This is a genomic window from Nocardiopsis sp. MG754419 (genome assembly GCF_018207095.1).
Taxonomy (GTDB): domain Bacteria; phylum Actinomycetota; class Actinomycetes; order Streptosporangiales; family Streptosporangiaceae; genus Nocardiopsis.
In genome coordinates, this window is sequence record NZ_QOCZ01000002.1 from 33395 (window position 1) to 48168 (window position 14774).

The 14774-nt window shown below is 70.4% G+C and carries 12 protein-coding genes; 10 read left to right on the forward strand and 2 right to left on the reverse strand.

What is annotated here, in order from left to right; genetic code table 11:
- Window positions 1–3 precede the first annotated feature (3 nt).
- Together DSY14_RS00650 and DSY14_RS00655 are read right to left on the reverse strand one after the other, a co-directional pair.
- Window positions 4–864 (reverse strand): hypothetical protein, encoded by an 861-nt coding sequence (locus DSY14_RS00650; RefSeq protein WP_211714415.1) that lies wholly within the window; start codon window positions 862–864, stop codon window positions 4–6.
- Between the two features lie 150 nt (window positions 865–1014).
- Window positions 1015–2259, reverse strand: coding sequence for a hypothetical protein (locus DSY14_RS00655; RefSeq protein WP_211714416.1), 1245 nt, complete (start codon window positions 2257–2259; stop codon window positions 1015–1017).
- Between the two features lie 111 nt (window positions 2260–2370).
- Here DSY14_RS00655 and DSY14_RS00660 point away from each other — a divergent pair, with 111 nt between their 5' ends.
- The 10 genes from DSY14_RS00660 (at window position 2371) to DSY14_RS00705 (ending at window position 14629) form a co-directional block, all read left to right on the forward strand.
- Entirely contained in the window at window positions 2371–3720 is a 1350-nt protein-coding gene (locus DSY14_RS00660; RefSeq protein ID WP_211714417.1) for a folylpolyglutamate synthase/dihydrofolate synthase family protein, read from the forward strand.
- Window positions 3721–3755: 35 nt separating this feature from the next.
- Entirely contained in the window at window positions 3756–4157 is a 402-nt protein-coding gene (locus tag DSY14_RS00665) for a DUF4233 domain-containing protein (RefSeq protein WP_211714418.1), read from the forward strand.
- 163 nt (window positions 4158–4320) lie between these two features.
- Window positions 4321–4725 carry a nucleoside-diphosphate kinase gene (ndk, locus tag DSY14_RS00670; RefSeq protein WP_211714419.1) on the forward strand — a complete coding sequence of 135 codons (405 nt, stop codon included), beginning with the start codon at window positions 4321–4323 and terminating at the stop codon, window positions 4723–4725.
- Between the two features lie 258 nt (window positions 4726–4983).
- On the forward strand, window positions 4984–6018 hold the full coding sequence (locus tag DSY14_RS00675; RefSeq protein WP_211714420.1) for a rod shape-determining protein: 1035 nt from the start codon (window positions 4984–4986) through the stop codon (window positions 6016–6018).
- 1 nt (window position 6019) lies between these two features.
- Window positions 6020–6919, forward strand: coding sequence for a rod shape-determining protein MreC (gene mreC / locus DSY14_RS00680; protein WP_211714421.1), 900 nt, complete (start codon window positions 6020–6022; stop codon window positions 6917–6919).
- On the forward strand, window positions 6916–7473 hold the full coding sequence (mreD, locus tag DSY14_RS00685; protein ID WP_211714422.1) for a rod shape-determining protein MreD: 558 nt from the start codon (window positions 6916–6918) through the stop codon (window positions 7471–7473). The genes mreC and mreD overlap by 4 nt, the downstream gene beginning before the upstream one ends.
- A gap of 4 nt (window positions 7474–7477) precedes the next feature.
- The gene (mrdA, locus tag DSY14_RS00690) at window positions 7478–9583 is read left to right on the forward strand and encodes a penicillin-binding protein 2 (RefSeq protein ID WP_211714423.1); all 2106 of its coding nucleotides are present in this window, start codon (window positions 7478–7480) and stop codon (window positions 9581–9583) included.
- The gene (rodA, locus tag DSY14_RS00695) at window positions 9583–10761 is read left to right on the forward strand and encodes a rod shape-determining protein RodA (protein ID WP_211714424.1); all 1179 of its coding nucleotides are present in this window, start codon (window positions 9583–9585) and stop codon (window positions 10759–10761) included. The genes mrdA and rodA overlap by 1 nt, the downstream gene beginning before the upstream one ends.
- A 479-nt stretch (window positions 10762–11240) precedes the next feature.
- Window positions 11241–13178, forward strand: a complete 1938-nt coding sequence (locus DSY14_RS00700) for a TIGR03960 family B12-binding radical SAM protein (protein ID WP_211714425.1) — start codon at window positions 11241–11243, stop codon at window positions 13176–13178.
- 476 nt (window positions 13179–13654) lie between these two features.
- Complete coding sequence (locus DSY14_RS00705; protein WP_307851096.1) at window positions 13655–14629, forward strand: TIGR03936 family radical SAM-associated protein; 975 nt, start codon at window positions 13655–13657, stop codon at window positions 14627–14629.
- Window positions 14630–14774: the final 145 nt, after the last annotated feature.

Sequence of the window (14774 nt, forward strand, 5' to 3'; positions counted from 1 at the left end):
CCGTCAGTCGAAGAGGTCCTCGGGGCGCTCCACCCGCACAGCCCCGGGGATCCACCGCTCGAGGGTCGCCAGGTCGGCGCAGGAGGTGATGCGCTCGCGGGTCGTGGCCGACAGGTCGAACCCGCGGGCCTCCAAGACGGAGATGACGTTCTTGGCGGCCTCGAGCGTCCGGCCCTCCTCGCGCCCGATCCCGACGTACTTGCGGGCGAAGTCGCTCTGCCACTCGTAGGTTTCCACGGCCATCAAGGTCTCCATCTCCTTCCGAGCGGCCTCGTTGAGACCGGCGAGCAGGTAGTCATAATAGAACGTTCGGTTCTCGGGGGCCGTGGAGTTCAGTGCCTCCACCACGGTCCTCAGCGTCTCGGGGTCGTCGTCGCCGTGTGCCCTGGCGGACAGCACGGCCAGTTCGGGCAGTGCGCGGGCCTGGTCCTCCCCGGTGATCCTGGGCATCCGACCCGGCCCGATGGTGAGAGGTTCCAGATCGAAGCCCGGGTGTCCGGTGCGGATCGGACGCGCGCACCATGCCGCCACGGTGTCGGTCGGACACAGGACCAGCAGCATGGTCGGGCACTTCAGGCGAACGTGCAGGGTGACCAGATAGGCGGGCCAACTTCGCCGTTTGGCCTGGTCATGACCGTGTTGGCGTTCGACCACCACCGCCATGACGTTCTCAGTGCCGTCGCGCAGCACCACGGCGCCGTCGCCGTTGAACTCCTTGGGGTCGCAGTTGGTCAACACCGAACTGGTGTTGAGCGCCTCGGTGTGAGTGGGTACCTCGAGGCCCAGGGACTCCAGCAGGACCGGGGCCAGGGCGGGCTGGTTCTGCACCAGGCGCAGGGGAATCTCGTGTTCTCGTGTCGGCATCGGGCTTCCTGGGATACGGGCGCGGTCGAGCGCACCCCGAACGGGGCCTCGACCGGCGAGGGGCGGCCGGGAACGAGAGTGCCCTGTTCTCCACCGATCCGTGGGCGTTTTCGAGGATGCGCCGAGTATGTGTGCGACCGGAACCGCGGATCAGCGGGGGTCGAACAGCCGGTCGGTGGGCACGTCCAGGATCTCCGTCATACGACCGGTGAAGTACACCGTGCCCAGGGCCAGCACGCGGTCGCCCAGGGCGGCGACCGCGTCGGGCGTGAGACTCTCGGCGTCCACCCGCTCCCAGTGCGCGGGCAGGTCGTGCTCGAAGCGCAGGTGCGCCTCGGGCAGACGGACCGCCGACACGGCCTGTCCCTCCAGCGCGGCCACGGCACCGGAGACGTCCTTGTGGTCGGGCAGGCACAGCAACACGTGGTCCACCCCGCCCCAGCGGGCGCGTGCCTGTTCCAGGGCGGTCGCCACCCCCACACGATCGATGGCCGAGTCCACCAGCACGCGAGCGGTGGAGCCGCCCGGTACGGGGTGTTCGGACAACCGGGCCGGCAGGTGCAGGGTGCCCAGGACCCGGTGCAGGCGGTCGACCGGCGCGGGCCCGTGACCGTGGAGTTCGAGCATGCGGGTGGCGGCTGCCACGCCCAGCACGCCCGAGGCGGCGGACAGCCCCGGTGGCCGTAGAGCGACGGGCGGCGCGGTGTCGGGCGCGTCCGGGTCCACCACCTCGGGGGTCACCCGGCCGGAGGTGACCTCGGACAGGGTCCGCTCCACGACGGGGGCGACCTCCGGGCTCTGCGGCAGGCTGACCAGGGCGCGGGTGCGTTCACCCGCCACGCGGGTCTTCTCCCGGGCGATCTCGGCCACGGTGTCGCCGAGGACCCCCACGTGCTCGGCGAAGACCATGCCGAGCGCCACGACCTCGGGGTCCACCAGGCGCAGTTCGTCCCGGTGGCCCCCCATGCCCGCCTCCAGGACGCACACGTCCGCGTCGATCTCGCGCGCCTTGAGCAGCCCGGCGACCAGGAACAGCCCGCTCGGAGCCAGGTAGCCGTCACTCTCGGGCAGGTGTGCTCGGGCGGCGTCGATCTCCGCTCCGAGGGCGTCCAACGCGGCGTCGGTGATCGAGGTCCCGTCGACCCGCACGCGTTCGCGGTACCCCCGGAAGCTCGGTCCCGTCACCAGGACCGTGCGCAGACCCGCCGCGGACAGCGTCGCCGCGGCCACGGTCGCCGTGCTCCCCTTGCCCTTGGAACCCACCACCCCCAGCACGGGCGTGTGCGCGTCGGACAGGCCCAGGGTCGTCAGCAGGGAGGCGGCACGGTCCAGGCTCCGGGTCCGTCCCGGCGTCCGTGCGGCCCACTCGGAGAAGAAGGGGTCAAGGCTCGGCATGGTCCAAGTATGGTCTCGGTGACATCGGGCTTCGCACGGCCGACCCCGAGTCCGAGACCAGGTGAGGGCGCGTACACTGGCGCGGGTGTACACCCCGATCATCGAGATCCCGTGAGCGGCGACGGCGCCCATGAGCGCTACGCCGAGGTCACGGCGCAGATCCTCTCCCGCGCCCCAGAGACCGACATCGATCCGCGTCTGGACCGGGTCCGTACCCTCCTGGACCTGTTGGGCGACCCGCAGCGCACCTTCCGGGTCGTCCACATCACCGGGACCAACGGCAAGACGTCCACGGCGCGGATGATCGACGCGCTGGTGCGCGGACGTGGCCTGCGCGTGGGCCGTTACACCAGCCCGCACCTGCGGACCGTGCGCGAACGCATCGTCGTCGACGGTGAGCCCATCTCCCAGGAACGGTTCGTCGAGGCCTACGACGACATCCGGCCCTACATCGAGATGGCCGACGCGATGAACGACGCCCCGTTGTCGTTCTTCGAGATCCTCACCGTCATGGCCTACGCCGTGTTCGCCGACGCCCCCGTGGACGTCGCCGTGGTGGAGGTCGGCCTGGGCGGCACCTGGGACGCCACCAACGTCGTCGACGGGGACGTCGCCGTGGTGACGCCCATCGGCATCGACCACACCGAGTACCTGCCCGACACCCTCGACGGCATCGCCGAGGAGAAGTCCGGCATCATCAAGCCCGGCTCCGTCGTGGTGCTGGCGCAGCAGCCGCTGCCGGCCGCGGAGGTCCTCCTCAGGCACTCCGCCGAGGTCGGCGCGACCGTCGCCCGTGAGGGGCTGGAGTTCGGGGTGACCTCCCGTGAGGTGGCCGTCGGCGGTCAGCAGATCGCCGTCAAGGGTCTCACCGGTACCTACGACAACCTCTTCCTCCCGCTGTTCGGCGAGTACCAGGCCGGCAACGCCGCCGTCGCCATCGCCGCCGCCGAGGCCTTCTCCGCCGCGGAGGACGCGGCCGGGCTCGATCCCGTGCTCGTCGGTGAGGCTCTGGCGGGGCTGGAGGCACCCGGGCGTATGGAAGTCGTGCGCAGCAGCCCGACCGTCATCGCCGACGCCGCGCACAACCCGGCCGGAATGATCGCCACCGCCGCCGCCGTCGAGGAGGCCTTCACCTTCTCCCGGCTCATCGGTGTGGTGGCCGTCATGGCCGACAAGGACGTCGAGGGGATCCTGGATCCCCTGGAACCACTGCTCGACGAGATCGTCGTCACCCGCAACTCATCACCGCGTTCCCTCGAACCCGAGAGGTTGGCCGCACTCGCCGTGGAGGTCTTCGGCGAGGACCGGGTGCACGTGGCTCCCCGACTCGACGACGCCATCGACCGGGCCGTGGGCCTGGCGGAGGACGGCGGCGAGTTCGGTGGGGTCGGCGTGCTGGTCACCGGTTCGGTGGTCACCTCAGGCGATGCCGTGCACCTGCTGCGCGGCGGCGGCGAGTAGCGGGCGGCGGGCAACCTCCGACGAAGGGAAACGCCGTGCGCACAGTCTGCGCCGTAGTGCTCGTGTTCGAGGCCATCGTGATCGGGCTGGCCATCCCCATCGCCATCCAGTTGGAGGGGATGGACCCGACCGTGGCCGGTCTGGTGTGGGGCGGCATGGCCGTGGCCGCGCTGCTGCTCTCCGGTCTACAGAAGCACACCTGGGCGTACTACGCCGCCTGGGTCCTGCAGGCCGCCTTCCTGTTCACCTCGTTCACGGTCAGCGGCGCGCTCCTGGTCGCGATCGTGTTCGTGTCCCTGTGGGTGACCGCCGTGATCCTCGGCCGCCGGGTCGACGAGGTGAAGGCGGCCCACGCCGCTCACGAGGGCGAAGCCGAGGACGGGGGCGGTGCCGACGGTGACGACGTGACCACCGCGTCGGGACCGCAAACGCGATAGTGTGACGCACGTCCGGGTGGGTACCGGTTCCGCGGTCGGCGGACCGCCCCTCGCCCTCCCCGCCCCGGACGCACACCCGTACACCCCGCCGCGCGCCGTCACGCCGAGGGCCCTTCGGTCCGGTCCGTGCCGCGCGGGGGTCCAGTGAGGAGTTGAAACGCACGTGGAGCGCACTCTCGTTCTCATCAAGCCGGACGGTGTCCGCCGCAACATCGTCGGCGAGGTCATCTCGCGCATCGAGCGCAAGGGCCTGAAGCTGGTCGCGATGGAGCTGCGCACGCTCGACACCGGCACCGCCAAGACCCACTACGAGGAGCACGCCGCGCGTCCGTTCTTCGAGTCGCTGGTGGACTTCATCACCGGTGGCCCGCTGGTCGCCATGGTGGTCGAGGGCGAGCGTGCCATCGAGGCCTTCCGCTCGCTGGCCGGCGCCACCGACCCGGTGACCGCGGCCCCGGGCACCATCCGCGGTGACTTCGCCCTGGAGGTGCAGAAGAACATCGTGCACGGTTCGGACTCCACCTACTCGGCCGAGCGCGAGATCAAGCTCTTCTTCCCGGACCTGTAGGTTCCGGCCCCGGTCGGCCGGGGTGCGACGAGCGATGGCGTGACGCGTCCCTTCGGGGGCGCGTTCGTCGTTTTCCCAGGTGAACGGTGCCGTTCTCCTGGGTGCTCGGAGGGTGACGAGGCAACGATTCGGTGTGTTTGCGTAACGGACTAAGTGCTGACCGTTACGATACGGGGGACTGCATACCTAACGTGCCGGAACGACTACCTATGGTCGTCGGGCACGACCACGCCCGAACGGCGCCTCTGAGGACGTTACATGCCGAACAACCTTGCATTTCTGGGCCGGGACATGGCCGTCGACCTGGGTACCGCCAACACACTCGTGTACGTGCGCGGCCGCGGTATCGTCCTGAACGAGCCTTCGGTGGTCGCGCTCAACACCTCGACCGGCAAGATCGTGGCTGTCGGTATCGAGGCCAAGCAGATGATCGGGCGCACGCCCACCAACATCACCGCCATCAGGCCCCTCAAGGACGGCGTCATCGCCGACTTCGAGGTCACCGAGCGGATGTTGCGCTACTTCATCCAGAAGATCCACCGCCGCCGCCACTTCGCCAAGCCTCGCATCATCGTGGCCGTGCCCAGCGGCATCACCTCCGTCGAGCACCGCGCCGTCAAGGAGGCCGGCTACCAGGCCGGGGCCCGCCGCGTCTACATCATCGAGGAGCCCATGGCCGCCGCGATCGGCGCCGGGCTGCCCGTCCACGAGCCCACCGGCAACATGGTCGTCGACATCGGGGGTGGCACCACCGAGGTCGCCGTCATCTCCATGGGCGGCATCGTCACCTCCCAGTCCATCCGGGTGGGCGGCGACGAACTCGACCACGCGATCACGACCTTCGTCAAGAAGGAGTACTCCCTGATGATCGGGGAGCGCACCGCCGAAGAGCTCAAGATGGCGATCGGCTCCGCCTACCCCACCGGGACGGAGGAGATGCACGCCGAGGTGCGCGGCCGCGACCTCATCAGCGGACTGCCCAAGACCATCGTCATGTCCGAGTCCGACGTGCGTCAGGCGATCGAGGAGCCGGTCACCGCCATCATCGACGCCGTCCGCACCAGCCTCGACAAGTGCCCGCCCGAACTGTCCGGCGACATCATGGACCGCGGTGTCGCGGTCACCGGCGGCGGCGCGCTGCTGCGCGGCCTGGACGAGCGCCTGCTCCACGAGACGGGCATGCCGATCCACGTCGCCGAGAACGCGCTCGACTCGGTCGCCATCGGCTCCGGCACCTGCGTGGAGAACTACGAACGCCTCCACCAGGTCCTCGTTCCGGAACGGCGGCGTTGACATGCTGCGCGACTCCTCGCGGTCCCGCTTGCTGCTCGCCGTCCTGGTCGCGGCCGCCCTGGTCCTGCTGGTCGTCGACGCCCGTCCCGGTTCCGACCCGGTCACCTCGGCCGCCCGCGCCGGCGGCGAACTGGTCTTCGCGCCCACCGCCGCCGCCGTCGGCGCGGCCTCAGGCCCCTTCACCCGGGTCTACGACGGGTTGAGCCAGGGACCCGAGGCCGCCGACCGCATCGCCGAGCTGGAGGAGACCAACGCCGAACTGGAGTCCGAACTCCAGGCCGCGCGCATCGACGACCAGCGCGCCGACGAGCTCGACGCGCTGCTGCACCTGTCCGGTCTGGGCGGCTACGAGGTCGTCCCGGCCCAGGCCGTCACCCGCACCACCGCGCGGGGCTACGCGCACACCGCCACCCTGGACGCCGGCACCGCCTCCGGGATCGAACCGAACATGACCGTGGTCAACGGCGAGGGCCTCGTGGGCCGGGTCATCGAGGCGGGGCCGCGCACCGCCACCGTCAAGCTCGCCACCGACGTCAACTCCTCGGTGGGCGCCCGCCTGGAGCAGACCCGCAAGATCGGCGCGATCACCGGCGGCAGCGTCCCCGGCGGGCCCGAGGCCGACATGACCCTGGAACTGTTCGACATGGAGGCGCCCATCGACCAGGGGGACCGGGTGGTCACGCTCGGCTCCCACGAGGGTGCGCCCTTCGTACCCGGCGTGCCCATCGGCACCGTCGACGAGGTGCAGGTCGCTCCCGGCGCGCTCAGTCGGATCGCCCGGATCACCCCGGCGGTGGACTTCGCCGCCCTGGACGTGGTGGGCGTGGTCGTCGAGGGTCCGGGCACGGACCCGCGCGACTCCGTCCTGCCGCCCAAGCCCGACCCCGAGGGGGACCAGTGAGGGCCGTCGCAACCCTGCTCATGGTGGCCGCGGCGGTGCTCGCCCAGGCCACCATCGTCAACCGGCTTCCCTTCGACTGGGGTCCCGGGCCCGACCTGGTCCTGGCCGCCGTCGTGGCGGTCGCCCTGACCACGAGTCCCGCCGCGGCCGCAGGCTGCGGTTTCGCGGCGGGCCTGGCCATGGACGTCATGCCGCCCGCCGAACACCCCATGGGCCGCTACGCCCTGGTGTTGTGCGTGGCCGCGTACCTGGTGGCGCTGTTGCGCGCCAACACCGGCCTGGGCGGCAGTGGGGCCCGGGTGTCGCGCTGGGCCGCCCTCGGGGTGGTGGCGGGCGTCTCCGTGGGGGTCGGGCTCGGCTACGCGTTCATCGGACTGGTCATGGGGGACGGCCACGTCACCCTGGCCGCGGTGGCCGCCAACGTGGGGATCGGCACGCTGCTGACCACGCTGGTCGCGCCGCTCGTCACCCTGCCCGTCCTGGGGGTGCGGTCCCTGCTCACCGAGGACGACTTCGCCACCATCCAGGGGCCGACCTCCGTGGGAGGGTGGTGACGTCGTGCGCAAGCCGCCCGTCGACCCCACAGTTCCCGGCCGCCGTCTCGGTCGGGCCGGTCTGCTCCTGGCCCAGTTCCTGGTGCTGGTCCTGTTCGCGGCCCTCGTCGGCCGCCTGTGGTACCTCCAGGTGCCCATGGCCGAGCACTACCGCGAACTGGCCGTGGCCAACCACCACCAGCAACTGGTCGTGCCCGCCACCCGGGGCCAGATCCTGGACTCCGCGGGGCGACCCCTGGTCAACAACCGCACCGAACTCGTCGTCTCGGCGGACTACCACGAGATCCAGGCGATGGAGGACGGCGGCGAGAAGGTCCTGTCGGACCTGGGGGAGGTCCTCGACGTCCCCCTGGAGGAACTGCGCCAGCGCATGCGCCTGTGCGGTCCCGAGGTGGAACGCCCCTGCTGGCCCGGTTCGCCGTACCAGCCCGTCACCCTCGCCGAGGGGGTCGAGGGGCCCGTGGCCCTCCAGATCATGGAGAGCGCCGACGACTTCCCCGGGATCACCGCGCAGGCCCAGGCCGTGCGCGAGTACCCGCAGGGCGAGCACGCGGGCCAGATGCTCGGCTATCTCCAGCCCGTGACCCAGGAGGAGCTGGACGCGCGCGAGGAGCTGCGCACCCGCTTCACCGGCATCGACCAGGTGGGCCGTGACGGCCTGGAGGCGGTCTATGACTCCGAACTGCGGGGCACGGCGGGCCTGCGCACCCTGGGCGTCAACAACCACGGCGAGGTCATGGACGTGATCTCCGACGAGCTGCCCGTGGCCGGTCGCCACCTCGTGACCCACATGGACATCGGGGTGCAGAAGGCCGCCGAGAAGGCGCTCGCCGAGGGCATGGCCGCGGCCCGGCCCAAGTACCGGGCCGACTCCGGCGCCGCCGTCGTCCTGGACGTCACCAACGGCGGTGTGGTCGCCATGGCCAGCCTGCCCACCTACGACCCGGGTATCTGGCAGGGCGGCATCGACCAGAAGACCTTCGACGAGATGCTCAGCGAGGAGGCCGGGGAACCGCTGCTCTCCCGCGCCGTCCAGGGCACCTACCCGCCCGGCTCGACCTTCAAGGTGTCGTCGATGTCGGCCGCGGTCGAGAACGGCTACGCGTTGCGCAGCACCTACGCCTGCCCCGGTTCGGTCACTCTCGCCGGGCAGAGCTACGAGAACTACGCCGGCGCCGGTCAGGGCAGCATCACCCTGAAACAGGCCATCATCGCCTCCTGCAACACCGTCTTCTACAACTTCGGCTACCAGATGTGGCTCAAGGACGGCGGACTGCACCCGGACGGCGACCCAGCCGAGGACATGGCGGAGATGGCCCGGGGCTACGGGTTCGGTTCGCCCACCGGGGTGGACCTGCCCTACGAGACCGGTGGCCGTATCCCCGACCGCGAGTGGAAGCGCACCTTCTGGGAGGAGACCCGGGAGGTCAACTGCGACCGCGCCGAGAACGGCTACCCGGACATCGCCGAGACCAACCCGGCGCACGCCGCCTACCTCAAGCAGCTCGCCCACGAGCACTGTGTCGAGGGTTTCGAGTGGCGCGCCAACGAGGCCATCAACTTCGCGATCGGCCAGGGCGACGTCCTGGTCAGTCCGCTCCAGCTGGCCTCCGCCTACGCCGCCATCGCCAACGGCGGGACGTTGTACGAGCCTCGCGTGGCCAAGGCGATGGTCGCCGCCGACGGCTCCGAGGTGGAGCCCATCGAGCCGACCATCAAGGGCGAGGTGCCCGTCAGCGACGAGACCATCCGCTACCTGCAGGAGGCACTGACCGAGGTCACCACCTCCGGTACCGGTGGCGGGGCCTTCGGCGACTTCCCGCAGGACCAGGTGGCCGTGGCGGGCAAGACCGGTAGCGCCGACGCCGAGCAGCGCCAGGTGTCGTCCTGGTTCGCCTCCTACGCCCCGGCGGACGACCCGCAGTACGCGGTGGTCGTCCTGGTCTCCCAGGGCGGTACCGGTGGTGAGACGGCGGCGCCGATCGCCCGCAAGATCTACGAGGCCATCTACGGCCTCGGGGACGGCAAGGAACTGCTCCCGGGCGGCGAGCCCTACTCCGACCTGCCGACCGTGCGCACGGACGGTTCCATCGACCCCCTGGAGCGGTGATGGACACGCACATGGGATCGCCCCGGTCCGGCAACCTCGGGCGTACCGCCGCGACCGCGGCGGGGAACGCGCGGCGCCTGGACTGGCTCCTGATCGCCTCCGTGGTGGCCCTGGGCGCCATCGGTTCGCTCCTGGTGTGGTCGGCGACGCTGCCCGGCGACGGCGGCGATCCGAGCGACTCCATCGACGCGCTCCTGCGCCACCTGGCGCACCTGGGGGTGGCGTGGGTGGTGTGCCTGGCCGTGGCCGCCGTCGACTACCGGACGGTCCGCGCCTACGCGCCCATCGTCTACGCGGTCACGATCATCGCCCTGGTGTTGGTGCTGACCCCGTTGGGCGCGGTCATCAACGGTTCGCGGGGCTGGATCGTCATCGCCGGGTTCCAGTTCCAGCCGAGTGAGCTCGCCAAGGTCGGACTGATCCTGGTCCTGGCCACCCTGCTGGGCGAACCCCGCGACGGCGAGACCCGACCGATGACCCGCGACGTGCTGTTCTGTCTGCTGGTCGTGGCGATCCCGCTCGCCCTGGTCATGCTCCAACCCGACCTGGGCACCACGCTGGTGCTGTGCTCGATCTTCCTCGGCATGCTCACGCTGTCCGGGGCGCCCGTGGTGTGGGTGGGCGGCATGCTCGCCGCCGGTGCCGTCGGGGCCATCGCGGTCTGGTGGTTCGACCTGCTGGAGCCCTACCAGGTCGACCGCATCGCCACCCTGATGGACCCCGCCGCCGATCCGCAGGGCGCCGGGTACAACTCCGCCCAGGCGCTCATCGCCGTGGGTTCGGGCGGCTTCGACGGCACGGGTCTGTTCCAGGGCGAACAGACCCACGGCCGGTTCGTGCCCGAACAGCACACCGACTTCATCTTCACGGTGGCGGGAGAGGAGCTCGGGTTCGTCGGGGCCGCGATGATCATCGTCCTGATGGGCGTGGTCATCTGGCGCGTCCTGCGCGTCGCCCTGGGCTGCGACCTGCCCTATCCGCGGTTGCTGTGCGTGGGGGTGGCCGCCTGGTTCGGCTTCCAGGGCCTGATCAACATCGGCATGTGCCTGGGGGTCCTGCCGGTCACCGGGCTGCCCCTGCCGTTCGTGTCCTACGGCGGTACCGCGATCATGGCCAACATGCTCGCCCTGGGGCTGGTGCTCGGGGTCAACTCCCGCGACCGGGGTTTCGAGTTCTGACGCGTGCCGGTCCCGGGCGCCCGTCCCGGACCGGCAGGCGCCCCGTGCCACCGGCGCCCTGCGCCGACCCCTCGCGGCCCGCCGGCGGCCCGACAGGGGCCGGTAGGCGCCCCGCCGCGACCCACGGTCGCGTGACCTCACGCCCACCGCACGTTCCCTCGCGCTCCGTGGTGCCCGTCGGTCGATCCGAACGCCCGGGCGGGTCCGTGGTCGCGTGGTCCGTCCGCCCGGTCCGCCGCACGCCGCGCCCGCGCCGTACGCCGGCACGGCCCGGGAGCGGCTCCGGATCTCATCGCCGACCCGCCCCGCCCCGGCGGGGGTTCCGCAGGGTCCCCGACGCCGTCGTCCCTGTGGAAAACGGGTGGTGGGCCCGTGACGCCGGTAGCCTGGTGCGGAACCGCGCGTGAGCAACACCGGTACCGCGGGTACCCGGCCAGGAGCCGGCCTGACACGTTGTCCGCCGATCGAAGGCCCACACCATGTCCGTCGAAAACCTCTTCCCGCGTCTAGAGCCCCTGCTGAGCCGGGTGAGCAAGCCGATCCAGTACGTGGGCGGCGAGCTCAACTCCGTCGTCAAGGAGTGGGACGACTCCCAGGTCCGTTGGGCGCTCATGTATCCGGACGCCTACGAAGTGGGCGTGCCCAACCAGGGCGTCCAGATCCTGTACGAGATCCTCAACGAGCGCGAGGGGGTCCTGGCCGAGCGCACGTACGCCGTGTGGCCGGACCTGGAGTCGTTGATGCGGGAGCACGGCATCCCGCACTTCACGATCGACGCGCACCGCCCGGTCCGCGCCTTCGACGTGCTCGGGCTGAGCTTCGCCAGCGAGATGGGCTACACGAACATGCTCACGGCGCTGGACCTGGCCGGCATCCCGCGCCGCTCCGCCGACCGCACCGAGGCGGACCCGATCGTGCTGGCCGGGGGGCACTCGGCCTTCAACCCGGAACCCATCGCCGACTTCCTGGACGCGGTGGTGCTCGGCGACGGCGAGGAGATCGCCCTGGCCGTCACCGAGATCATCCGGGAGTTCAAGGAGGAGGGCGAACCGGGCGGGCGCGACGGTCTGCTGCTGCGTCTGGCCTCCACCGGCGGCGTGTACGTGCCGCGCTTCTTCGACGTCACCTATCACGACGATGGTCGCATCGCCGCCTACACGCCCAACCGGGCGGGTGTTCCGAGCACGGTCCAGAAGCACACCGTGATGGACCTGGACCGCTGGCCCTACCCGAAGAAGCCCATCGTGCCCACGGCCGAGTCGGTCCACGAACGCTACAGCGTGGAGATCTTCCGCGGCTGCACCCGAGGGTGTCGCTTCTGCCAGGCCGGGATGATCACGCGCCCGGTGCGCGAGCGCAACCAGGAGACCGTCCAGAAGATGGTCAAGGAGGGGGTGAAGAACTCCGGCTTCCAGGAGGTCGGTCTGCTCTCCCTGTCCAGTGCGGACCACAGCGAGATCGGTGACATCGCCAAGAACCTCGCCGACGACTACGAGGGCACCAACACGGGTCTGTCGCTGCCCTCCACCCGGGTCGACGCCTTCAACATCGACCTGGCCAACGAACTCACCCGCAACGGTCGCCGCTCCGGGCTGACCTTCGCACCCGAGGGCGGCAGCGAGCGGATGCGCCGGGTCATCAACAAGATGGTGACCGAGGAGGACCTCATCCGTACCGTCACCGCCGCCTACGCGGCGGGGTGGCGACAGGTGAAGCTGTACTTCATGTGCGGGCTGCCGACCGAGGAGGACGAGGACGTCCTGGCCATCGCGGACCTGGCCACCGAGGTCATCCGGACCGGCCGTGAGGTGACCGGGCGCAAGGACATCCGCTGCACGGTCTCCATCGGCGGCTTCGTGCCCAAGCCCCAGACGCCCTTCCAGTGGGCCGGACAGACCTCCCACAAGGACGTGGACGCCCGACTGCGCAAGCTCCGGGACCGGCTGCGCGGCGACCGCAAGTACGGCAAGTCGATCGGCCTGCGCTACCACGAGGGACGCCCGTCGATCATCGAGGGACTCCTGTCCCGCGGTGACCGGCGCGTGGGCCGGATCGTGGAGCAGGTCTGGGAGGACGGCGGACGCTTCGACGGGTGGAGCGAGCACTTCTCCTACGACCGGTGGGCGAAGGCGACCGAGGTCGGCCTGGCCGAGACCGGGGTCGACCTGGACTGGTACACCACCCGTGATCGCGATGAGGACGAGGTCCTGCCCTGGGACCACCTCGACGCCGGGCTGGACCGTTCCTGGCTCTGGCAGGACTGGCAGGACTCCCTGCACGGCGAGGAGTCGCTGGAGATCGACGACTGCCGCTGGAACCCCTGCTACGACTGCGGCGTGTGCCCCAGCATGGGCACCGAGATCCAGATCAACGACCCGGCCGAAGGGCGGCCGATGCTGCCCCTGTCCGTCGTCTGACCGGGACCGCCCGAGAAGAGAGTGCGCACGGGTGCGTGGTGGGGGACCGCCGCGCACCCGTGTCGTCGTTCCGGACCGGCGGTCCCCGAAGGGCTCGGGAGGCGGGTCGGTCGTGCATACGAAAGGCCCCAGGACACTGGTGTGGCCTGGGGCAGAAGAGTAAAATGCGCGCTCCGGGTGTCTTCGCCCTACGGTGTGCTCGCGTCGCTGTGTCCGCTGTGCGTTCCGTGGGCCGGAGTTTCCGGGAGAGGAAGGTGTACGGCCCGGCGCCCCGCTCGCGCCGGGCCGTACGTGAAGTAAGACTCGCGGGGGTCGTCGGGGGTTGCCACCGATCGCGGATTTTCTTTGGATTTTTTTTCCGGGCACCCGTGTTCAGGGGGTGAATGCCGGTCCGAGATCCGCTTCGGGGCCATCCGGGACTTTTCGATCCCAGGTCAGTGGGGCAAGAACCGGTATGCGAAGTCCTGTTGGCGCATGTGCACCGCGGCGCACCGTACGCTGAGCAGGACGAGGAACAGCCCCTTCGGGCCGCCATCGACGGCCCGTTCACAGGGGGCATGAGGAAAGGAGCTGAGCTGCCCCCCGCACACGAGGGCACCACCTCACCCTCCACCGCCAAACCCGGCCCACGGCTCCGTGTCCGCTACGCCAAGCGCGGACGCATGCGTTTCGCAAGCCACCGTGACATCGCCCGGGCACTGGAGAGAGCTCTACGCAGGGCCTCCGTACCCGTGGCGTTCTCCGCCGGCTTCTCACCGCATCCCAAGATCTCCTACACGGGAGCGGCTCCCACGGGGGTCGCGAGCGAGGCGGAGTACTTCGAGCTGACCATGGCCGAGGAACGCCGACCCGAACAGGTCAGGGACGCGATCGACGCGGCCATGCCCGACGGGATCGACGTGCTCGACGTCGTCGAGGCCCGCACTCCGGGTCTGGCCGACCGGCTTCAGGCCTCCGAATGGCGCGTGGAGATGGACGGCGTCGACCCCGATGACGTCGCCAGGGCGGTGGCCGACTACCTGGCCGCCGACAGTGTCGAGGTGGAACGGGTGACGAAGAAGGGCCGACGCCGCTTCGACACCCGCCCGGCTGTACTCGGTATCGATATCGATGTGTGTCGTGCACCCCACGGGCGCGTCCCCGGGGAGCGACACGCGACATATGCCATACTTCGAATGGTCGTACGGCACACGACACCTGCCGTTCGACCGGACGACGTGCTGACCGGCCTTCGTCACGTGGCCGACCTCGCGCCGCCGTCATCACCCATGATGACCCGGCTGGCGCAGGGGCCACTGGACGAGGTGACAGGTGCGATCGCCGACCCGTTCGACGCGGACCGAATCGAAGCTCCCACCACTGAGAGCCCCGGGTCCGCGAACGATGAGACGAACGATCGACGCACCCGCGCACCACAGCCGTCATCGCCCATGACGGGACCGCCCCGATGAGCGGTCTCAAGGCGGGGAACATGGGCGCAACCACAGGACTTTGCCCCGGTGGCACTCCGGTGCCACCGGCGCTGACACAGCGACGACAGCTCTCGTGAGCCGCGCCGTCGACCGTACGCGGCCGGCGGAGCGCCCGAGGGCTTTG

What these genes read in the sequence shown, in the direction of transcription:
- DSY14_RS00650 (WP_211714415.1), bottom strand. Translation starts at nt 864, where the DNA reads ATGCCGACACGAGAACACGAGATTCCCCTGCGCCTGGTGCAGAACCAG.
- DSY14_RS00655 (WP_211714416.1), bottom strand. Translation starts at nt 2,259, where the DNA reads ATGCCGAGCCTTGACCCCTTCTTCTCCGAGTGGGCCGCACGGACGCCG.
- DSY14_RS00675 (WP_211714420.1), top strand. Translation starts at nt 4,984, where the DNA reads ATGCCGAACAACCTTGCATTTCTGGGCCGGGACATGGCCGTCGACCTG.
- mreC (WP_211714421.1), top strand. Translation starts at nt 6,020, where the DNA reads ATGCTGCGCGACTCCTCGCGGTCCCGCTTGCTGCTCGCCGTCCTGGTC.
- rodA (WP_211714424.1), top strand. Translation starts at nt 9,583, where the DNA reads ATGGACACGCACATGGGATCGCCCCGGTCCGGCAACCTCGGGCGTACC.
- DSY14_RS00700 (WP_211714425.1), top strand. Translation starts at nt 11,241, where the DNA reads ATGTCCGTCGAAAACCTCTTCCCGCGTCTAGAGCCCCTGCTGAGCCGG.